This window comes from Minwuia thermotolerans (assembly GCF_002924445.1).
GTDB classification, from domain to species: domain Bacteria; phylum Pseudomonadota; class Alphaproteobacteria; order Minwuiales; family Minwuiaceae; genus Minwuia; species Minwuia thermotolerans.
The window spans coordinates 252,072-271,968 of sequence record NZ_PIGG01000026.1 but is presented as its reverse complement, the minus strand read 5'-3'; the positions used below and the strand labels follow the sequence as shown (position 1 = coordinate 271,968).

The window sequence follows — 19,897 nt, the reverse complement described above, 5'->3', positions numbered from 1 at the left end:
GATTGCCCGCGGTCACAGCCGGGCCTAGTCTTCCCGGCAAACGGGGAGGGGTGCGCCATGGGCGACGAGAAGAAGAAGTACCGCAGCGCGGAGTGGTTCGGCGCCGGTTCCAAGGACGGCTTCAACCACCGCTCCTGGATGAAGAACCAGGGCCGACCGCACGACCAGTTCGACGGCCGGCCCGTGATCGGCATCTGCAATTCATGGTCGGAACTGACGCCCTGCAACGCGCATCTGCGCGATGTGGCGGAGCGGGTGAAGCGCGGCGTCTACGAGGCCGGCGGCTTTCCGCTGGAGTTTCCGGTCATGTCGCTGGGCGAGACCCTTATGCGGCCGACGACCATGCTGTTCCGCAACCTGATGTCGATGGACGTGGAGGAATCGATCCGCGCCTATCCGCTGGACGGCATCGTGCTGCTGTCGGGCTGCGACAAGACCCAGCCGGCCATGCTGATGGGCGCGGCGTCGTGCGACCTGCCGACGCTGGTGATCACGTCCGGGCCGATGCTGAACGGCAAGTTCCAGGGCCGGGACATCGGGTCCGGCACCGACGTCTGGCGCTTCTCCGAGGACATGCGCGCCGGCAAGATGACGCTCGAGGACTTCATGGAGGCGGAGAACTGCATGTCCCGCTCCAACGGGCACTGCATGACCATGGGCACCGCCTCCACCATGGCCTCGCTGACCGAGTCCCTCGGCATGACCCTGCCCGGCGCCTCGGCCATTCCGGCCGTCGACGCCAACCGCTACCGGGTCTCCCACCTCGCCGGGCGGCGTATCGTCGAGATGGTCCACGAGGACCTGCGGATGTCGAAGGTGATGACGCGCAAGGCGTTCGAGAACGCGATCCGCGTCAACGCCGCCATCGGCGGCTCTACCAACGCCATCATCCACCTGATCGCCATGGCGGGCCGCCTTGGCGTCGATCTCTCCATCGACGATTTCGACAGGCTGGCGCGCGGGGTACCGCTGCTGGTCAACCTGCGCCCCAACGGCGAGTACCTGATGGAGGACTACTACTACGCCGGCGGCCTGCCCGTGGTGATCGACAGCCTGGCCGGGGCCGGCCTGCTGCACGCGGACACGGTGACGGTCAACGGGAGTTCCATCATCGAGAACTCGAAGGGCGCCCGAAACTACAACGAGGAGGTCATCCGGCCCTTCGACAAGCCGCTGAACAAGGATGTTGGCCTCGCCGTGCTGCGCGGCAATCTCTGCCCCGACGGTGCTGTCATCAAGCCGTCGGCGGCGACGCCGGAACTGCTGAAGCACCGGGGCCGCGCCGTGGTCTTCGAGTCCATCGAGGAACTGCGCCGGGAAGTCGAGAACGACGATCTCGAGATCGACGAAAGCTGCGTCATGGTCCTCAAGGGCGCGGGGCCGAAGGGCTATCCCGGCATGCCGGAAGTCGGCAATTTCCCCCTGCCCGCCAAGATCCTGCGCAAGGGCGTCACCGACATGGTCCGCATCTCCGACGCCCGCATGTCGGGCACGGCCTATGGCGCGGTGGTGCTGCATGTCAGCCCGGAATCGGCGGCCGGCGGGCCGCTGGCGCTGGTCCGCACCGGCGACATGATCGAGCTGGACGTCGAGAACCGCCGCCTGCACCTGGACGTCTCCGACGCGGAACTGGAGAAGCGCAGGGCCGCCTGGACGGCGCCGCCCCCGCCGCTGGAACGCGGCTGGGTCAGGCTCTACCACGACCATGTGACCCAGGCGCACGAGGGCTGCGACCTCGACTTCCTGGCCGGCGGATCGGGCGCGCCCGTCCCGCGCGAGAGCCACTGAGCGAAGGAGAGACCGATGACCGCCCATGTCAGCGTCCAGATCAGGATCAAGGACCGCGCGAAGCTGAAGGAATATGCCAGCCAGGCGCCCGCCACCGTGGCCGCCCATGGCGGGCGGTTCATCGTCCGGGGCAACGTGACCGAGGTGCTCTCGGGCAACGCCGACCTGGACGTCGTCGCCATGATCGAGTTCCCCGACGCCGAGACCGCCCGGCGCTGGTACAACAGCGCCGAGTACCAGGCGCTGATCCCGATCCGGGAACAGGGCGCCGACATGGTGTTCGCGCTGGTGGAGATGCCGTGAAGGCCAGACGCGGCGTATTCAGAACGCCCTGACAATTGCCCCCGAATACCACGGCTTCCCAAAGGCTTGGGTGAAATACCGCCTTTGATGACGCGCGCGAATGCGTTAAGAGAAGCCCCAGTGCAATTGAGTCGAAACGGGCTTCACGTGATTCGCGCACCCGCGGGAGCCCGCCGGCGGTCGATGAAGCGGCCGCCCGTGGCTCCCAGCCTGACAGAAGTCGTGGCATGTCGAACAGATTCGAAAACGACCGCAACTCGTCCGACGAGGCGTCGTACAACATCGACGATACATTCGCCGAAGGCCGCTACACCGGCATCGGCGCGGAGCTGAAGGCAGAGCGCCTGCGCTGCGGCCTGAGCCTGGAGGACGTCTCCCAGCGGCTCAGGATCCGGGTCCAGCATCTCCATTCCATTGAGGAGGGGCGCTTCGGCGACCTGCCGGGCCGGATCTATGCGCTGGGTTTCGTGCGTTCCTACGCCGAGTTCCTGGGCGCCGACGGCGATGTCTGCGTGCGGATCTTCAAGGACGAGGTCGGCCCGGACGGTCATAGCCGCAGGCTGTCCTTCCCCACGCCGCCGATCGAGAACCGCCGCCCCGGCATGATGACCCTGGCAGTGTCCCTGCTGCTGGGCGCGCTGGTCTATGGCGGCTGGTACGTCTACAGCAACGAGGGCGACCGTCTGGCCGAGACCGTCCCTGCCGTGCCCGAGCGGTTCGTCGAACAGAGCGCGCCGGCAAGCCGCAGCAGCGATTCCATCGTCGGCGCCAACGCCTCCGAGAGGCCGGCCGAGGATCGGGCCGAAAGCGACGTGGTGACCGCCGAGACGTTTGCCGCCGGGGACGCGCCGGCGGAGGATGGCGAAACCGCCGCCGAGGCCGGAAATGAGCCGCCGACGAATGCGGAAGCGCCCGCCCCGGAGACGTCAGCTTCGGTCGAAACGACCCCGAACGAGACCACGACAATCGCGGAAGCGACTGCCGCGGCGCAGACGGCTGAGGATTCCACGGCCTCGGACGGCCAGGGAAGCGCCGCGGCATCCGACGAGGCGCCTGCGGGCGGCGAGACCGTGGATGCCGCTACCCCGCCCGATCTGGCCGCTGCCGAGCCGGAGCCGGTCGAAGTCGCGCCCGCACCGGCTCAGGAGACTACGGAAACGGCGTCGGTCACGGCGGAGCCCGCGGCACCGGCGGCGGTATCCGAGGATGACCGGCTGGCGCGGCTGACGCCGCCGCCGCTGCCGCCCTCGGCGCGCCGCGACGGTTATGTGCCCCGCGTCTTCGGCATCACCAACCGCGACGCCCGCATTGTCGTCCGCGCGGTGGCGCCGGCGCAGATCATCGTCAAGCAGAGCGGCGGACGCACCCTGCTGCCCCACCGGATGATGCAGCCCGGCGACAGCTACCGCGTGCCCGACACCAGGGGGGTGATCCTGGAAAGCGAGAACATCGACAATCTGGAAATCTTCCTCGACGGAAAGTCGATCGGCAGCGCGGGCGTCCTCGCCGCCCCGGCCCGGGCCCTGGCGCTGACCCCGGAAATCCTCCGGTCGCTGGCCCGGTAGCAGCGGCCCGGGCTGCGTCCCCGGCGCGCCTTGATCGGGCCGGCTCATGCGATCATGTTAGCCGCGAGGCTGGAACCCCGCGTATCCCCAAGGAAGGCACCCATGAGCGTCCGTCCCTACAGAGACATCTACCGCCGCGAATGCCGCCAGATCCACGTCGGATCCGTGCCCATCGGCGGCGGCGCCCCGATCGCCGTCCAGACCATGACCAACACGCTGACCTCCGACGTGGAGGCCACGATCGCGCAGGTGAGGGCGGCCGAGGCGGCCGGCGCCGACATCGTCCGGGTGTCCTGCCCCGACGAGGACTCCACGAAGGCGCTGAAACACATCGTCCGGGCCACGGAAGTGCCGATCGTCGCCGACATCCATTTCCACCACAAGCGCGCCATCGAGGCCGCGGAAGCCGGCGCCGCCTGCCTGCGCATCAATCCCGGCAATATCGGTTCGGCCGAACGGGTGCGCGACGTGGTGAGGGCGGCGAAGGATCACGGCTGCTCCATGCGCATCGGCGTCAATGCCGGCAGCCTGGAAAAGGATCTGCTGGAGAAGTACGGCGAGCCCTGCCCGGAGGCGATGGTGGAAAGCGCGCTGGACCACGCCCGCATCCTGGAGGACAACGACTTCTTCGAGTTCAAGATCTCGGTCAAGGCGTCCGACGTCTTCCTGGCGGTCGCCGCCTATCAGGGACTGGCCGAGGCCTGCGACTATCCCCTGCATCTGGGCATCACCGAGGCCGGCGGCATGATCGGGGGCACGGTGAAATCGTCCATCGGCTTGGGCATGCTGCTCTGGTCGGGCATCGGCGACACCATCCGGGTCTCGCTGTCCGCGGACCCGGTCGAGGAAGTGCGCGTCGGCTTCGATATCCTGAAATCGCTGGGGCTGCGCCATCGCGGCGTGCAGATCATCTCCTGCCCCTCCTGCGCGCGGCAGGCCTTCCCCGTCATCAAGACGGTCGAAGTGCTGGAACAGCGCCTGGCCCACATCACCACGCCCATGTCGCTGTCGATCATCGGCTGCGTGGTCAACGGCCCGGGCGAGGCGCGCGAGACCGATATCGGCCTGACCGGCGGCTCCAGGGGCCGCAGCCACAAGGTCTATGTGGGCGGCATCGCCGACCACAACATCGACGATGACAAGCTGGTCGATCACATCGTATCGATGGTCGAGGAGAAGGCGGCGGCCATCGAGGCCGCCAAAGAGGCGGAGAAGGCCGACGCGGCCTGAGCCCCATCCGGGAGAACATTCTTGGCCAAGCCCCAGCCCGTACGCGGGACGCATGACCTTTTGCCTGACGACTTCGCCGCCCACGCGGCGGTCATCGACGTCGCTCGCCGGGTCGCGACCGCGCATGGCTATCGCGAGATGGCGACGCCGATCTTCGAGTTCACGGAGATCTTTGCGCGCTCCATGGGCGAGACCTCGGACGTCGTCTCCAAGGAGATGTACACCTTCGCCGACCGGGGCGGGGATTCGATCACCCTCCGGCCCGAATATACCGCCGCGATCTGCCGGGCCTACATCTCCAACGGCCTGCAGCAGTCGGCGCCGCTGAAGGCCTTCGCCAACGGACCCATGTTCCGCTACGAGCGGCCGCAGAAGGGCCGGCTCAGGCAGTTCCACCAGATCGACATCGAGGTCATCGGGGCGCCGGAGCCGGCGGCGGACGTGGAGGTCATATCCCTCGGCGCGGAGATTCTCGACCGCCTCGGCGTGCTGGAAAAGACGTCGCTGAAGCTCAACACGCTGGGCGATCCGGAGAGCCGTCAGAATTATCGCGGCGCGCTGGTCGAATACTTCTCCGATCACCGCGACCGTCTTTCGCAGGACAGCCGGGACCGGCTGGGCCGCAACCCGCTCAGGATCCTCGATTCCAAGGACGAGGGCGACCGCGCCATCGTCGAGGGCGCGCCGCTCTTCGGCGAGTATCTGAACCAGTTGAGCCGGGACTTCTTCGCGGAGGTGACCGCAGGCCTCGACACGCTGGGCATTGCCTACGACCTCGACGCACGGCTGGTGCGCGGCCTGGACTACTACACCCACACCGCCTTCGAGTTCGTCACCGACGCGCTGGGTGCGCAGGGCGCCGTGATCGCCGGCGGTCGCTATGACGGTCTGATCGAGCAGATTGGCGGCTCGCCGACCCCCGGCATCGGCTGGGCGGGCGGGATCGAACGGCTCGCCATGCTGTCGGGCGCGACCGGTCAGCCGCGCAAGCCGGTCGCGCTGGTGCCAGTGGGCGACGACGCAGCCAAGGCAGCGCTGAAAATCGCTCAGACGCTCCGCCGCGAAGGTTTCATCGTCGACCTCGCCTTCCGCGGCAACCTGGGCAAGCGCATGAAGCGCGCGGATCGTATCGGCGCGGCCTGCGCCGTGATCTTCGGCGAAGAGGAACTGGCGCGCGACACGGTCACGCTCCGCGACCTGGCCAGCGGCGAGCAGAACGAAACACCGCTGGGCGAGCTTGCCGGCGCATTGCAGATCTATGGGGATTCACGAGTGTGATTCCACGCGATCGACTCCGCCAGATCAAGGCGCGCCAGGACGAACTGGCCTCGTTGCTGGCCGATCCGGGCGCGGCCGGGCGGGGCGACTTCGCCAGTCTTTCCCGGGAGTATGCCGAGCTGGCGTCGGTCGTGGAGACGATCGACGAACTGGAGGCGCGCGAGAAGGAGCGCGAGGAACTGCGCGAACTCGCCGCCGACCGCAGCTCGGACAAGGAAATGCGCGAACTGGCCGAGGCGGAACTGGACGAACTGGACGAGGCCATGCCGGCGCTGGAGCGCAAGGTCCAGCTCATGCTGCTGCCGAAGGACGAGGCTGACGCCCGCAACGCCATTCTGGAAGTGCGCGCCGGTACGGGCGGCGAGGAAGCGGCGCTGTTCGCCGCGGAGCTGTTCCGGATGTATCAGCGTTTCGCGGAAATCAACGGCTGGCGCTTCCAGACCATGGACATGACCGAGACGGATCTGGGCGGTCTGAAGGAAGGCGTCGCCGAGATCGGCGGCCCCGACGTCTATGCCCGGATGAAGTTCGAATCGGGCACCCATCGCGTCCAGCGCGTACCGCAAACGGAATCGGGGGGGCGCATCCACACCTCGGCGGCCACGGTCGCGGTGCTGCCCGAAGCCCAGGAAGTGGACGTGAAGATCGAGGACAAGGACCTTCGTATCGACATCTACCGCGCCTCCGGTCCCGGCGGACAGTCGGTCAATACGACCGATTCGGCGGTTCGCATCACCCATCTGCCGACCGGCGTCGTCGTCATCCAGCAGGACGAGAAGTCCCAGCACAAGAACAAGGAAAAGGCGATGCGCGTCCTGCGCGCGCGCCTGTTCGAAGCCGAGCGGCAGCGGCTGGCCGACGAACGCGCTGCGGACCGGCGCGGCCAGGTGGGTTCGGGGGACCGCTCCGAGCGCATCCGCACCTACAACTTTCCGCAGGGGCGCGTCACCGACCACCGCATCAACCTGACCATGCACCGGCTGCCCGAAGTGCTTTCCGGCGAGGCGCTGGGCGAAGTGGTGGATTCGCTGATCGCCGAAGACCAGGCCCGCCGCCTGGCGGCGCTGAACGATGATCGCTGAGGCGCCGACCGTCGAGGATCTGCTGAGCCGGGGCGCGGCGCGGCTGCGGCAGGCCGGCGTCGGAACGGCGCGGCTGGACGCGCGGATCCTTCTGGCCGCCGTCCTGGGACGCGAACCGGCGAGTCTGCTGCCCGGCGAAACCGGGTCGGTGGAACGGGAGACCGAGCGACGCTACGCCGCCCTGCTTGGCCGGCGCGCGGCGCGCGAGCCCGTGGCCCGGATACTGGGCCGGCGGGAGTTCTACGGCCGCGTCTTCCGCCTGTCGCCCGCCACTCTGGAGCCCCGTCCCGACAGCGAAACCACGGTCGACCTGGCGCTTGAATGCCTGGGCGGCACGGACCATATCCTCGATGTCGGAAGCGGCACCGGATGCCTGCTGCTGACGCTGCTGGCCGAAAGACCCGAAGCCACCGGTCTGGGCGTCGACATCTCGAACGAAGCCGCCGCCACCGCCGCGGAAAACGCCCGCCGTCTCGGACTCGGGAACCGGGCCACCTTCCGGCAGGGCGACTGGCTGACGGGGATCGAAGACCGCTTCGACCTCGTGATCTCGAATCCGCCCTATATACCGGAAGACGAGATCGCAACGCTGATGCCGGAAGTCCGCGACTACGACCCGCACCAGGCGCTGGCCGGCGGCGGAGACGGGCTGGCGGCCTACCGCGCGATTTTCGCCGAGGCGGGACGGGTAGTTTCCCCGCGAGGCCGCGTGGTGGTCGAGATCGGCTGCGGTCAGCAGGACGACGTCGCCGGGATCGCCGCCGCAAACGGTTTCGATCTGGCGAAAACGGCCGCCGATCTGGGCGGCCACATGCGCGCCATGGCCTTTGTCACGGCAGGTTAACGAAAAAAACACTTGGAAACGGCAGGTTGGACGTCTAGTTTCGGGATCAGGACAGCGCCTGGCGGCGAAAGCCGCGGCTGCGGCAGTCCCAAATTTCGTATCAATCGCAAAGCGACGAGCGAATCCGGCCCATCCGTATGTTGAGGATGGGCCTTACACGAAGCAGACCTTTGGCAGGAACATGAGAGCACCGAACAACAAGCGGGCGCGCGGGCGCACGAACAGGCGTCCCCCGAATCCGAATCGCAGCTTCGAAAGCAACGGGCCGGACGGGAAGATTCGCGGCAACGCCAATCAGGTCTACGACAAGTACAGCCAGCTCGCGCGCGACGCCGCCGCGACCGGCGACCTCGTCGCGGCCGAAGGGTTCTGGCAGCACGCCGAGCACTACTACCGCATCATGATGTCGATGCAGCAGAACAACCGACCGCAGAACCAGCAGTCGGGCGACGGCCAGGACCAGAACGATCAGAACGACCGCTCCGGCAACGATCAGAACGACCGCTCCGACCGCGACGACCGCGATCAGGACGACCAGGGTCAGAGCGAATCCCGCTCCCGCAGGGGCGGCCGCAATGACCGGTCGGGCGGCGATTCCGGCGGCGACGATCGCGATCAGGACGAGCAGGGCCAGAGCGAATCCCGCTCCCGCAGGGGCGGCCGCAATGAACGCTCCGGCGGCGCCGATCGCGACGATCGCGACCAGGACGATCAGGCTCAATCCGAAGCCCGCGGCGACAGCGGCGATCGCGACGAAAGCGCCGACGAGAGCGGCGGCGAGTCCGAGACTGCCGGCCTGGAGCGCGCGGTGCGCCGCACCCGCGCACGGCGTCCGCGCCGCGCCCGCGACGAGGACGAGCAGGGCGGCAAGTCCAACGATGACGGCGGCCGCGAGGCGGCGACCGAGGACGCCGCCGACTGATGATGCGCCGCCGGTCTTCGGACCGGCCCGCCATCCCCTTCTGCCATCGACGTTCGCAGCGCCATGGCGCAGGCTCGGCCGCGCCATGGCCCGCAGGTCGTGACCACGCCGACAGCCCCGCTTCGCACCCGGATATCGGGTCTATGATTCCGCCCGGCGCTCGTAGAGAATTGCCCGAGCGCGAACGGGGCCGCAGGAGGCCCGTCCAAAACTGGAAGAGGGGGTCTCCAGACCATGTCCGCCGAACTGCCGCACATTCCCTTGCTGGTTCCGGGTATCGAGAGCAGCGCCACGTCCGTCACCGTTTCGGCGCCCTGGGATCTGACGCCCATCGCCACCGTCGCCCGCGCCGACAGCGCCACGGTGGAGAAGGCGCTGGCCAACGCCTATGCGCTCTACCGCAACCGGGACGCCTGGCTGCCCATGCGGGAACGGGTTCAGATTCTCACCCGCGCCATGGGCATCATGCGCGAACGCCGCGAAAAAATGGCCACTGACGCCGCGCGCGAAGGCGGAAAGCCGCTGGCCGACTCGCTGATCGAGGTCGACCGCGCCATCGACAGCGTGCACATCTGCATCGACGAGCTGCGCAGCCGCGCCGGCGAGGTGATTCCGATGTGCATTACCGAGAGCTCAAAGAACCGCGTCGCCTTCACCCGCCCCGAGCCGGTCGGCGTCGTGGTCGCCGTCAGCGCCTTCAACCACCCGCTCAACCTGATCGCGCATCAGGTCGCGCCGGCGGTCGCCACCGGTTGTCCGGTGATCGTCAAGCCGGCCGACAAGACCGCGCTGTCCTGCCTGAGCTTCGTGCAGATCCTGCGTGAGGCCGGCCTGCCGCCGGAATGGTGCCAGGCCGTGGTCACCGCGGACCGCAAGGACGCGACCGCCATGGTGACCGACGAGCGCGTCGGCTTCTTCAGCTTCATCGGTTCGGCAAAGGTGGGCTGGACGCTGCGCAGCCAGCTCGCGCCGGGCACGCGCTGCGCGCTGGAGCACGGCGGCGCGGCGCCGGTGATCGTGACCGAGGGTGCCGACCTGGACCGCGCCGTCCCGTCCCTGGCCAAGGGCGGCTTCTATCACGCCGGCCAGGTCTGCGTGTCGGTGCAGCGCGTGTTCACGCCGAAAGCCATGGCCAGGGAATTCGCCACCCGGCTGGCCGACGCGGCGAAGAAGATGAAGGTCGGCGACCCCACCCTGGCGGATACCGAGATCGGGCCGCTGATCACCCCCGGCGAGGTCGACCGCGTCCACCAGTGGGTCGAGGAGGCGAAGGCCGCCGGGGCGGAAGTTCTCTGCGGCGGCGAGAAGCTCACCGACACCGCCTACAAGCCGACGGTGCTACTGAATCCGCCGGCGGATGCGAAGGTGTCGGTGCAGGAGATCTTCGGGCCCGTGGTCTGCGTCTATGGCTATGACGACATGGACGAAGCGATCGACCGGGCGAATTCCCTGCCGTTCTCGTTCCAGGCGGCCGTTTTTGGCCAGGACATCGACAAGCTGATGCGGGTCTCCAGCCGGCTCGACGCCTCGGCCGTCATGGTCAACGATCACACCGCCTTCCGCGTCGACTGGATGCCTTTCGCCGGCCTGAAGCAGTCCGGCCACGGGGTCGGCGGCGTACCGCATTCCATGCACGAGATGCAGATCCAGAAGATGACGGTAATCCACTCGCCGGAAATCAAGGACTGACCGGCCAGCGGCCGGCTTCCCTCCGGGGCAGCCGGCCGTTCACGGTTCCTGAACCGAATCCGGGCAAAGTGGTCTTCCTGTCGGCGCCGCCGTGGCCATCTTGCGGGACAGGCCGCCGCCGACCGCACATCGCCCCGCATGTCCTCCGATCGTCGCAGAGAGTGTCGCCATGTCCGCCGATCTCAATTTCACATCCCTGATCTGCTCCAGGCTGTGCCACGACCTCGTCGGCCCGGTCGGCGCCATTTCCAACGGCATCGAGCTGATGGAGATGGAGGACGAGCCGGAGATGATGAAGGACGCGCTGGACCTGCTGAAGCATTCGGCGGCGAACGCCTCGCGGCGGCTGAAGTTCCTGCGCTTCGCCTTCGGCTCCTCGGGCGGCGACGAACTGCCCCTGCCCGTCCGCGACGCCCGTCAGGCCGCGCTCGACTTCTTCACCGACCACCGCCTGGAGCTCATCTGGCCGGATGCCGGGAGCGCGGAGCCGGCCAAGGGCCGCATCCGCCTGGCGCTGAACCTGACCATGGCCGGCGCGGCGGGGCTGGTGCGCGGCGGCGAGCTGACGGTGAGTGTGGACAACGACTCTCTCACTGTCACCGGCGTGCACGACCGGGCCGCCCTGCCCGATGCGGTGGTCGAGGCGCTGGAGGGCCGTCGCGAGGCCGCCGGCGGCGAGGACGCGCGCATCATCGAGAGCTTCCTCGCCCGCAAGCTGGCCGATGTCGAGGGCCTGGTTCTGACCATCGAACAGAGCCCCGGCCGCTTCACCATCGCCGCCCGGTAGAAGCTGCTCGCATCCAGGCCGGCTTCACGCGGCGAGGCGCAGACCGTCGGCCTTCCAGGCCGCTATCGAACCGAGATAGACGTCGACTTCGCCGAAGCCGTTGGCTCGCAGTACCGACGCCGCAATGGCCGCCCGCTTGCCGCTGCCGCAATACACCGTCACCGCGCGATCCCGATCGAGCCGGCCGAGTTCTTCCGGCAACTGGCCGACATAGACATGTATGGCGTCGTCTATGTGGCCGGCTTCGAATTCGTCGATCGAACGAACGTCGAGCAGCTGCCAGTTCGGCATATCGTCGCCGAGACGCCGGCGAACGGTTTCGGTGTCGACCATCGGCAATGTCCGGAAAACAACGCCCTGGGTGGCGCCGCCGACCATCCCGGCGGCGTAGCAGCTCACCCCGTCGAAACCGATGCGGCCCAGCGTGCGAACCGACTCTTCGGCCTGCCGTCCATCCTCGGCAAGCAGACGGATCTCGCGCTCCGGATCGAGCAGCCAGCCCGCGAACGCGGCCAGCATGTCGTCGGGAATGGCCAGCGAACCCGGCAGGTGGGCGCCGGCGAAGGCGGTAATCGAACGTACATCGACCAGTTGAGCTTCCGCGCCGTCCGTCAGCGCGTCTGCCGGCAGCCGGGGCGGCATGATGAAACGCTGCATCGCCGACCCGCCCTCGGAGTTCAATCGCTCCATGAGCCGGAAATACGGCGGCTGGTAATGATTCTCCGACACCTTGGCGTCGATGAAGGCTTCGCGATCCGCGATCTGCAGCATCGGGTTGTTGCGCCGTTCATGGCCCAGGCTGGAAAACTCCCGGTCCGCCATGCCGGAGCCGCAGACGGAACCTGCGCCGTGCGCCGGGTAGACCAGCGCCTGATCACCCAGCCCCAGGATCTTCCGCAGACTGTCATGGAGCAGTCCCGCGACCTCGCGCGGGCGGTCCGGATAGAAATCGGTCCGCCCGACATCGCCGATGAAAAGCGCATCGCCCGTGAACACGCCGACCGCGCCCTCGCCGAAGTCCCGGTCGAACAGGGCGAACGAGAGACTGTCGTCGGTGTGACCCGGAGTCTCCAGCACTTCCAGTCGGGCGTCACCCAGATCGAAGCTGTCGCCCTCGCGTACGGTCTCGGCATAGCTCACGGGCGCCACCGGGTTGGGGCCGTGCCAGATCCTGGCGCCGGTCTCGCGCGCAAGGGTCGGCGCGCCGGACACCAGGTCCTCGTTGCGATGGGTTTCCAGCACGTGCCGGATCCGCATGCCATGGGCGTCCGCCAGCCGGACATAGACATCGATGTCCCGTCTCGGGTCGATCACGGCGGCGTCGCCGCCGGAACCCACGAAATAGGAAAGATGAGCGAGGCCGTCGGTCTTGATCTTTTCGACAATCATGGCTTTCTCCTGAGCCGTTGGAACCTGGAAGGAAACGACCGGGAGGTCTTCCTCGCTGATGTTCCAGTTGGAATTCCGCCGCGCCGGCGGCGGCGATTTCACAGCTCACATGCGTTCAACGATCCGGCGATCAACCGCCTGCGACTTCGCAGCATGCGAGCCCCCAGCAATCCGCATTTCTCCGCATATCGTTAGCAAGCTAATGATATGCGGATGGATCGACCCGCCCGCGACATCCGGGAGACCTTTACCGTCTCTCTCGTCCAACTCGCCCGCCGCTGGCGCTGGCGGCTGGACAGCCGTCTCCAGGATCTGGGCCTGACCCAGGCGCGCTGGGCGGCGCTGCTGCAGATCCAGCGCCGCGAAGGGGTTTCGCAGCGTCAGCTCGCCGAGTTCATCGGCATCGAGGGACCGACGCTGGTGCACATCCTCAATTCGCTGGAGCGCCAGAACATGATCGAGCGCCGGCCCGACACCCGGGACCGACGCGCCAAGACCGTGCACCTGACCGATACCGCGCGCCCGCTGGTCGGACGCATCGAGGAGATCGCTCACGGGCTCCGGCTGGAGCTGACAGAAGGCATCGACGACGAGGAACTGGCGACCTGCGTCCGCGTCTTCCGCAAGATCGACCAGCGGCTGACGGAACTGGCGGAGGCGTCACGGTGAGCACTGAGGAGGCCAGCCTGCCGCCTCGCCCCGGTCGCGCGCGCCGGCGGATCGTCCGCTACGGCGCACTGCTGGCTGTTCTGGGTCTCGCCGCCTATTTCGTACAGGACTGGGTGGTCCGCCGTCAGACCCATGTCTACGTCATCGATTCCCGCATCGCTTCCGACATCATCACGATCGGTGCGCAGGACGGGGGCGTGATCACCGAACTGCCGGTGGGCACCGGCGACGTCATCCGGCGCGGCGCGGTGCTGGTGCGCATCGACCACCGCGAACTGGACCTGCAGATCGAGGAGGTGCTGGCCCGGATGTCGCGCCTGCCGGTCGACCGGGCGCGGCTGGAAGCCGAGATGGCGCTGACCCGCCGCCAGGTCGAGGCGGCTACCGAAGCGGCCAGGGCGCGCATTGCCGTCGCCGAGGCCGAACGGACATCCGTAGAGGCTCTGATGGCGCAGGCCACCAGGGAACTCGAACGCGCCGAGCAGCTCTATCGGCGCAAGGTGGTGTCCTCCCGGGCCGTCGATGACGCCCGGGCCGATTTCGCCGACCTGGAAGGGCGAATGCTGCGCGCGCGCGCCGCCGTGCTGGCCGCCAGGGCCGAACAGCGCCAGGCCGAGGCCGAGCGCGATCGCATCGATGTGCTGGCGCGCCAGATCGAGCTGCTGGAAGCCGAACGCCCCGCCCTCCAGGCTCGGCTGGATCAGCTTCAGACCCGCCGCGACGACCGCGACATCGCCAGCGGCATCGACGGCGTGGTCGACCAGACCTTCATCGAGGCCGGCGAATATGTGCGCCCCGGCCAGCGTCTGCTGATGATCCACGATCCTGACAACGTCTGGGTCGCCGCCAACATCAAGGAGACCGAGCTCGGCCGCTTCCGCGTCGGCTCCCGCGCCATTGTCAGGGTCGACGCCTTCCCGGGGCGCGAAATCACCGGCCGCGTGACATGGATCGCGCCGGCCGCCTCCAGCGTGTTCGCGCTGCTGCCCAATCCCAACCCCTCCGGCAACTTCACCAAGGTGACGCAGCGCGTGCCCGTGCGGATCGATCTCGAGGGCGCGAAGGAGGGGCTCCGGCCCGGCATGATGGTCGAGGTGGCGATCGACGCGGAGCGGGACTGATGCCGCAGACCGTCGAGATCCTGACCGAACGCTATGGCTCCGCCTATCGCTGGCTGGCGCTGTCCTCGGCGATGATCTGCACCATGGCCGCGGTCCTCTCGGCGACCATCGTCAATGTCGCCATCCCCGACATCATGGGCGCCTTCGGCATCGACCAGGTCACCGCGCAATGGCTGTCCAGCGGCTTCCTGGCCGCCATGACCGCCACGATGCTGCTGATCGACTTCCTGACCAAGACCATCGGCCAGCGGGCGACCATGAACATCGCGCTGGGAATCTTCCTGGCCGGGGGGTTGATGGGCGGCCTGGCGGAAACGGCCGATGCCGCAATCGCCTCCCGCATCCTGCAGGGCGCATCGGCCGGAATCATCCAGCCGCTGGCCATGGTCGTGGTCTTCCAGGTCTTCCCGCCGGAACGGCGCGGCTTCGCCATGGGCATCTACGGCCTCGGCGTGGTCATGGCGCCGGGCACCTCGCCGTTTCTCGGCGGTCTGCTGGTGGACGGACTGGGCTGGCGCTACACCTTCTACATTGCCGTGCCCATGGGTTTCCTGGGTCTGGTCCTGACCAACCTGTTCGTGCCGTCGGGCCGGCTGAGCGAGATCCGGCCGCGTTTCGACTGGTTCGCCTTCGGTCTTCTGATCGTCTTCCTGATCAGCCTGCTGACCGCCTTCGCCGACGGTCAGGACCTGGGGTGGGCCAGCATCTCCGTGATGGGCCGGTTCCTGGTGGCGGGAGCGGCCTTCCTGCTCTTCATCTGGTGGGAGCATCAGGCGGAACACCCGCTGATGGACATGACGGTCTATCGACAACCGGGCTTCATGGGCGCGGTGGTCGTCAGTCTCATCCTCGGCGCGGGCCTGTTCGGCTCGACCTATCTGATCCCGCTCTTCGCCCAGACCGTGCAGAACCTGACGCCGACGCTGTCGGGCCTGCTGCTGTTGCCGGCGGGGATCTCCATGATGCTGATCACCACCTTCTCCGGCCGGATGGCCGACCGCTTCGAACCGGGCATGACCGTCGGCTTCGGTCTGCTCATGTTCGCCGTCTCCTTCTTCCTGATGTCCTTCGCCGACCCCAACACCGCGTTCCTGACCCTCGCCGTCTACATCCTGATCAGCCGCGCGGGGATGGGCTTCATCTTCCCCTCCCTCAGCGCCGGTTCAGTGCGCCTCCTGCCCATGAACCTGCTGCAGCAGGGCTCGGCGACGATGAACTTCACCCGCCAGCTGGGCGGCGCCTTCGGCGTCAATATCCTGGCGGTGATGCTGGACCGGGAGATCAGCTACTTCTCCGACCACGTGACGTCGACCCAGACTCCGGCCAACGGCGCCACCGAGGCCTATGTCCGGACCGTCGCCGAAATGGCCGAGCGCGGCGGAATCTCCGACATGCAGGCCGAAGCAGTGGCGCTGGACCACCTCTCCCGCGCCCTTCAGGTGGAGGCCGCGACCTTCGGCTTCCAGGAATCCTTCCTGTTCGGCTCCGTCGCCTTCCTTGCCTCCGTCGTCGGGGCGGTCATGATGGTCCGCGGCGCGCGCAAGCGCCGGCGCAGGGAGGCGATGGCTTGAGGGAACTGACATTCCGCGTCGCGGCGGACAGCGGCGCAGCGAGCGTCAATGCAAGGATCGGCCGTCTCGTCATGGCAGGCTGGACCGGCCGCGACGAGGCCGCGGTGCTCGCTCATATCGAGGAACTGAAGGAACTCGGCGTCAAGCCGCCGGCCTCGGTTCCCGTCTTCTATCCGCTTTCGCCCGACCGCCTGACGCAGGCCGGCCGGATCCACGTCTCGGGTCCCGGCACCAGCGGCGAAGTCGAGTACTTCCTGCTCAGCCATGGCGGCGAGACCTGGGTCGGACTCGGTTCCGACCACACCGACCGGGATCTGGAATCCGTCTCGGTGACCCTGTCGAAGCAGATCTGCGACAAGCCCCTGGCCGCTGCGCTCTGGCGCCTGGAGGACGTTGCGCCGCACTGGGACCGGCTCCGGCTCTCGGCCTGGTGCGACTTCGGCGAGGGCGAGGTCCTCTACCAGCAGGCCACGCTGGACGCGATGCGGGAGCCGGCGGAACTGATCGCCAGGGGCTTCGGCGCGGATGGCCTGCCCGACGGCACGATCATGTTCGGCGGCGCGCCTTCCGCCATCGGCGGCATCCGCCCGGCGGCGAACTTCCGCATGGAACTTGCCGACCCGATGCTGGGCCGGTCGCTGACCCACGCCTACACGGTGGAGGAGCTGAGGGTGCCGGGCTGACGGCGGCTATGCGGGCCGGCGGCCGATCATGAAGTTGTTCTCCATGACCATCTTCGCCGCACCGTCCTGGTCCTCGAGGCGGTGCTTCGCATGACAGAAGCCAATATCCGCCCGGCTCTTCGAGGGAAACTTGCCGGCGATCTCGGTCACCAGCGTCAGCTCGTCATCAACGAAGGTCGGCTTCAGCCAGCGCACGGATTTCACGCCGGGTGCGCCCTGGCTGACCATGGTGGTCAGCATGCCGTCGACCATCAGCCGCATGGCGATGGAACAGCTGTGCCAGCCCGAGGCCGACAGCTTGCCGAACGGACCGCGTTCGCCGCCCTCCCGGCTCAGATGGAAATACTGGGGATCGAACTGCTCGGCGAAGCGGACGATGGCGTCCTCCGTGACCCGGTGCGGGCCGTGGCGGTGCACCTCGCCGACCTCGATCTCCTCCCAGAACCGTCGGCCATCCTCCCCCATCTACGTCGCTCCCCTCAGACGTTGAACCGGAAATGCATCACGTCGCCGTCCTGGACCACGTACTCGCGGCCCTCCAGCCGCATGCGGCCGGCATCCTTGGCGCCCTGTTCGCCGCCGAGGCTCACATAGTCGTCATAGGCGATGGTCTCGGCGCGGATGAAGCCCTTCTCGAAGTCGGTGTGGATCGCGCCGGCGGCCTGCGGCGCGGCGGCGCCCGCCTCAACGGTCCAGGCCCGCGCCTCCTTCGGACCCGCCGTGAAGAAGGTGATCAAATCCAGCAGGCCGTAACCGGCGCTGATGATGCGGTCGAGGCCGGTCTCCTCCAGGCCGATCTCATCGAGAAACATCGCCCGCTCGTCCGGGTCGGTGAGCTGCGCGATTTCCGCCTCGATCGCCGCCGAGATGACGACCGCCGTGGCGCCCTCGGCCGCGGCCTTTTCGGCCACGCGGGCCGAGTGTTCGTTGCCGTCCTTCGCGTCCGCCTCGGCGACGTTGCACACATACAGAACGGGTTTCGCGGTCAGAAGCTGCAGCATCTCGAAGCGCTTGCGGTCTTCCGCCGAGACCGCCAACAGGCGCGCGGGCTTGCCCTCGCGCAGCAGATCCAGCGCGCCCTGCATCACTTCCACGTCGGCCTTCAGGCTCTTGTCGCCGGACTGGAAGCGCTTCTGCAACGGCGTCAGGCGTTTCTCCAGGCTCTCCATGTCCGCGATCATCAGCTCCGTCTCGACCGTCTCCGCGTCGGCGACCGGATCGATGCGGCCGTCGACATGGGTGATGTCATCATCCTCGAAGCATCTCAGCACATGGACAATGGCGTCGACTTCCCGGATATGGCTGAGGAACTGGTTGCCGAGCCCCTCGCCCTTCGAGGCGCCGCGGACCAGCCCGGCAATATCGACGAAGGTGAGCTGGGTCGGGATGACTTCCTTCGACTTCGCCAGTTCGGCCAGCCGCTTCAGGCGCGGATCCGGCACCGCGACGCGGCCCAGGTTCGGCTCGATGGTGCAGAACGGGTAGTTCGCCGCCTGCGCCGAGGCCGTCTGCGTCAGGGCGTTGAACAGGGTGGACTTGCCGACATTCGGCAGCCCGACGATACCGCACTTAAATCCCATCCTTGTCGGCCTCGCTCTCGCTCTTGTTCTTTTCCGGCCTCGGCGGCGGGCATTTCAGCGCCACCGCGGTCATGAATCCCGGCGCGTCGCCCTGGGCCAGCTTCGGGGCGGCGAAGGCGATCGCGTCCAGAAGCTGGTCCAGCATAGGCTGCTGGGCCTTCGCGAAATTGCCCAGCACATGGCCGGTCACCCGGTCCTTGTGACCGGGATGGTCGATGCCGATGCGCACCCGCTGGAAATCCGGCGTCATGTGCTGCGCGACCGAGCGCACGCCGTTGTTGCCCGCATGGCCCCCGCCCACCTTCACCTTGACCTTGCCGAAGGCGAGATCAAGCTCGTCGTGAAACACAGTCAACCGGTCCAGCGCCAGCTTGTGGAAGCGGACGGCCTCGGCGACCGACTGGCCGGAGCGGTTCATGAAGGTTTCGGGTTTCAGCAGAAGCACCTTCTCGCCGGCCAGAACGCCCTCGGCGATCTGGCCCTGGAACTTGCGCCGCCACGGCCCGAAGCCGTGATCGGCGGCGATCCGGTCCACCGCCATGTAGCCGACATTGTGGCGATGGCCGGCATAGTCCCGGCCGGGATTGCCCAGCCCGACGAACAGTCGCATGGATTGGCCTCCCAGAGGAGGAGCGGCCGGCTACTTCTCTTCGGACTCTTCGGCTTCCGCCTCGCCGCCGCCCTCGGCCTCTTCGCCCTCGGCCTCTTCGGCTTCCGCCTCGGCGACGGCCTCGGCCTCCGAATCCGCCTGCTCCTCGGCCTGCTCCTCGGCGACGGCCGTGGAGGCGGCGATGGTGGCGATGGTGAAGTCGCGGTCCGTGATGGTCGGCTCGACGCCCTCAGGCAGGGTGACGTTGCTGATCTTGGCCGCGTCGTTGATATCGAGCCCGGCCAGGCTGACCTCGATGTTCTCGGGGATGGCGTCCGCCGGGCAGTCGAGCTCGACCTCGTGACGGACGACGTTGAGCACGCCGCCGCGGACCAGGCCCGGGCTCTCTTCCTCGCCCACGAAGATGACGGGGATGTTCACCGCCACGCGCGCGTCGGCCGACAGCCGCAGGAAGTCGATGTGGATCGGCGCGTCGGTCACCGGATCGAGCTGCACGTCGCGGGGCAGGCAGCGCTGCTTGCGGTCGCCGACGCGCAGTTCGTAGACGCGGCCCATGAAGCCGCCCCGGTGCAGTTCCTTGACCACGGCGCCGAACTCGACGGCGATGCTGGCAGGCTCCTTCTTGTCGCCATACACGACGGCCGGAACCTTGCCCTGCTGGCGAAGCGTGCGGACCGCACCCTTGGTGGTGACGTCACGCATCGAGGCTTCGATGATATCCATATCGGCCATGTCTTCTCTCCTCTGCCGGGCGCCGCAGCCTCGCCGCCGCGCGCGCCGGTGAAT

The 19,897-nt window shown here is 67.8% G+C and carries 19 protein-coding genes; 14 read left to right on the top strand and 5 right to left on the bottom strand.

The features are described from left to right. Positions 1-57 precede the first annotated feature (57 nt). The 10 genes from araD to CWC60_RS07035 all read left to right on the top strand — a co-directional run bounded on the left by araD (position 58) and on the right by CWC60_RS07035 (position 11,488). The gene (araD, locus tag CWC60_RS07080) at positions 58-1,788 is read left to right on the top strand and encodes an L-arabinonate dehydratase (protein WP_109793280.1); all 1,731 of its coding nucleotides are present in this window, start codon (positions 58-60) and stop codon (positions 1,786-1,788) included. 15 nt (positions 1,789-1,803) lie between these two features. After that, positions 1,804-2,091, top strand: a complete 288-nt coding sequence (locus CWC60_RS07075) for a DUF1330 domain-containing protein (protein WP_109793279.1) — start codon at positions 1,804-1,806, stop codon at positions 2,089-2,091. A 227-nt stretch (positions 2,092-2,318) separates the two neighbouring features. Continuing rightward, complete coding sequence (locus CWC60_RS07070; RefSeq protein ID WP_109793278.1) at positions 2,319-3,656, top strand: helix-turn-helix domain-containing protein; 1,338 nt, start codon at positions 2,319-2,321, stop codon at positions 3,654-3,656. A 102-nt stretch (positions 3,657-3,758) separates the two neighbouring features. Continuing rightward, positions 3,759-4,886, top strand: coding sequence for a flavodoxin-dependent (E)-4-hydroxy-3-methylbut-2-enyl-diphosphate synthase (ispG, locus tag CWC60_RS07065; protein ID WP_109793277.1), 1,128 nt, complete (start codon positions 3,759-3,761; stop codon positions 4,884-4,886). A 21-nt stretch (positions 4,887-4,907) separates the two neighbouring features. Next, positions 4,908-6,164 carry a histidine--tRNA ligase gene (hisS, locus tag CWC60_RS07060; RefSeq protein ID WP_109793276.1) on the top strand — a complete coding sequence of 419 codons (1,257 nt, stop codon included), beginning with the start codon at positions 4,908-4,910 and terminating at the stop codon, positions 6,162-6,164. Continuing rightward, on the top strand, positions 6,161-7,246 hold the full coding sequence (gene prfA / locus CWC60_RS07055; protein ID WP_109793275.1) for a peptide chain release factor 1: 1,086 nt from the start codon (positions 6,161-6,163) through the stop codon (positions 7,244-7,246). Before hisS ends, prfA begins: the two co-directional genes overlap by 4 nt. Continuing rightward, the gene (gene prmC, locus CWC60_RS07050) at positions 7,236-8,090 is read left to right on the top strand and encodes a peptide chain release factor N(5)-glutamine methyltransferase (protein WP_109793274.1); all 855 of its coding nucleotides are present in this window, start codon (positions 7,236-7,238) and stop codon (positions 8,088-8,090) included. Before prfA ends, prmC begins: the two co-directional genes overlap by 11 nt. Before the next feature lie 181 nt (positions 8,091-8,271). Next, positions 8,272-9,012, top strand: coding sequence for a DUF4167 domain-containing protein (locus tag CWC60_RS07045; RefSeq protein WP_109793273.1), 741 nt, complete (start codon positions 8,272-8,274; stop codon positions 9,010-9,012). Positions 9,013-9,246: 234 nt separating this feature from the next. Beyond that, complete coding sequence (locus tag CWC60_RS07040; RefSeq protein ID WP_109793272.1) at positions 9,247-10,701, top strand: aldehyde dehydrogenase family protein; 1,455 nt, start codon at positions 9,247-9,249, stop codon at positions 10,699-10,701. 169 nt (positions 10,702-10,870) lie between these two features. Beyond that, positions 10,871-11,488, top strand: a complete 618-nt coding sequence (locus CWC60_RS07035) for a histidine phosphotransferase family protein (RefSeq protein WP_109793271.1) — start codon at positions 10,871-10,873, stop codon at positions 11,486-11,488. 24 nt (positions 11,489-11,512) lie between these two features. Here CWC60_RS07035 and CWC60_RS07030 read toward each other — a convergent pair whose 3' ends face one another. Further along, positions 11,513-12,877 (bottom strand): MBL fold metallo-hydrolase, encoded by a 1,365-nt coding sequence (locus CWC60_RS07030; protein WP_109793420.1) that lies wholly within the window; start codon positions 12,875-12,877, stop codon positions 11,513-11,515. 213 nt (positions 12,878-13,090) lie between these two features. Here CWC60_RS07030 and CWC60_RS07025 point away from each other — a divergent pair, with 213 nt between their 5' ends. From CWC60_RS07025 to CWC60_RS07010, 4 genes are read left to right on the top strand one after another with little or no spacing between them, the layout of a single operon-like run. Beyond that, positions 13,091-13,546 carry a MarR family transcriptional regulator gene (locus CWC60_RS07025; protein WP_109793419.1) on the top strand — a complete coding sequence of 152 codons (456 nt, stop codon included), beginning with the start codon at positions 13,091-13,093 and terminating at the stop codon, positions 13,544-13,546. Continuing rightward, positions 13,543-14,667 carry an HlyD family secretion protein gene (locus tag CWC60_RS07020; RefSeq protein WP_109793270.1) on the top strand — a complete coding sequence of 375 codons (1,125 nt, stop codon included), beginning with the start codon at positions 13,543-13,545 and terminating at the stop codon, positions 14,665-14,667. The genes CWC60_RS07025 and CWC60_RS07020 overlap by 4 nt, the downstream gene beginning before the upstream one ends. Beyond that, positions 14,667-16,238 carry a DHA2 family efflux MFS transporter permease subunit gene (locus CWC60_RS07015; protein ID WP_109793269.1) on the top strand — a complete coding sequence of 524 codons (1,572 nt, stop codon included), beginning with the start codon at positions 14,667-14,669 and terminating at the stop codon, positions 16,236-16,238. Before CWC60_RS07020 ends, CWC60_RS07015 begins: the two co-directional genes overlap by 1 nt. After that, positions 16,235-16,921 (top strand): DUF2848 domain-containing protein, encoded by a 687-nt coding sequence (locus CWC60_RS07010; RefSeq protein ID WP_206419807.1) that lies wholly within the window; start codon positions 16,235-16,237, stop codon positions 16,919-16,921. The genes CWC60_RS07015 and CWC60_RS07010 overlap by 4 nt, the downstream gene beginning before the upstream one ends. Before the next feature lie 6 nt (positions 16,922-16,927). Here the strand turns inward: CWC60_RS07010 and CWC60_RS07005 are convergent, their stop codons facing one another. The 4 genes from CWC60_RS07005 to CWC60_RS06990 are packed head-to-tail and all read right to left on the bottom strand — an operon-like array spanning position 16,928 to position 19,843. Continuing rightward, a complete protein-coding gene (locus CWC60_RS07005; RefSeq protein WP_109793268.1) occupies positions 16,928-17,386 on the bottom strand; it encodes a MaoC family dehydratase in 459 nt (152 codons plus the stop codon). A gap of 14 nt (positions 17,387-17,400) precedes the next feature. Further along, complete coding sequence (ychF, locus tag CWC60_RS07000) at positions 17,401-18,501, bottom strand: redox-regulated ATPase YchF (RefSeq protein WP_109793267.1); 1,101 nt, start codon at positions 18,499-18,501, stop codon at positions 17,401-17,403. Further along, complete coding sequence (gene pth, locus CWC60_RS06995; protein WP_109793266.1) at positions 18,491-19,111, bottom strand: aminoacyl-tRNA hydrolase; 621 nt, start codon at positions 19,109-19,111, stop codon at positions 18,491-18,493. The genes ychF and pth overlap by 11 nt, the downstream gene beginning before the upstream one ends. Positions 19,112-19,141: 30 nt before the next feature. Further along, positions 19,142-19,843, bottom strand: coding sequence for a 50S ribosomal protein L25/general stress protein Ctc (locus tag CWC60_RS06990; protein ID WP_109793265.1), 702 nt, complete (start codon positions 19,841-19,843; stop codon positions 19,142-19,144). Between the last annotated feature and the right edge of the window lie 54 nt (positions 19,844-19,897).

Excerpts from the sequence above, each read along its gene's own strand:
- ispG (WP_109793277.1), top strand. The coding sequence starts at position 3,759 with ATGAGCGTCCGTCCCTACAGAGACATCTACCGCCGCGAATGCCGCCAG.
- CWC60_RS07040 (WP_109793272.1), top strand. The coding sequence starts at position 9,247 with ATGTCCGCCGAACTGCCGCACATTCCCTTGCTGGTTCCGGGTATCGAG.
- CWC60_RS06990 (WP_109793265.1), bottom strand. The coding sequence starts at position 19,843 with ATGGCCGATATGGATATCATCGAAGCCTCGATGCGTGACGTCACCACC.
- CWC60_RS07035 (WP_109793271.1), top strand. The coding sequence starts at position 10,871 with ATGTCCGCCGATCTCAATTTCACATCCCTGATCTGCTCCAGGCTGTGC.
- CWC60_RS07005 (WP_109793268.1), bottom strand. The coding sequence starts at position 17,386 with ATGGGGGAGGATGGCCGACGGTTCTGGGAGGAGATCGAGGTCGGCGAG.
- CWC60_RS07075 (WP_109793279.1), top strand. The coding sequence starts at position 1,804 with ATGACCGCCCATGTCAGCGTCCAGATCAGGATCAAGGACCGCGCGAAG.
- araD (WP_109793280.1), top strand. The coding sequence starts at position 58 with ATGGGCGACGAGAAGAAGAAGTACCGCAGCGCGGAGTGGTTCGGCGCC.
- prmC (WP_109793274.1), top strand. The coding sequence starts at position 7,236 with ATGATCGCTGAGGCGCCGACCGTCGAGGATCTGCTGAGCCGGGGCGCG.
- ychF (WP_109793267.1), bottom strand. The coding sequence starts at position 18,501 with ATGGGATTTAAGTGCGGTATCGTCGGGCTGCCGAATGTCGGCAAGTCC.
- CWC60_RS07015 (WP_109793269.1), top strand. The coding sequence starts at position 14,667 with ATGCCGCAGACCGTCGAGATCCTGACCGAACGCTATGGCTCCGCCTAT.
- CWC60_RS07030 (WP_109793420.1), bottom strand. The coding sequence starts at position 12,877 with ATGATTGTCGAAAAGATCAAGACCGACGGCCTCGCTCATCTTTCCTAT.
- CWC60_RS07025 (WP_109793419.1), top strand. The coding sequence starts at position 13,091 with ATGGATCGACCCGCCCGCGACATCCGGGAGACCTTTACCGTCTCTCTC.
- pth (WP_109793266.1), bottom strand. The coding sequence starts at position 19,111 with ATGCGACTGTTCGTCGGGCTGGGCAATCCCGGCCGGGACTATGCCGGC.
- CWC60_RS07070 (WP_109793278.1), top strand. The coding sequence starts at position 2,319 with ATGTCGAACAGATTCGAAAACGACCGCAACTCGTCCGACGAGGCGTCG.
- CWC60_RS07045 (WP_109793273.1), top strand. The coding sequence starts at position 8,272 with ATGAGAGCACCGAACAACAAGCGGGCGCGCGGGCGCACGAACAGGCGT.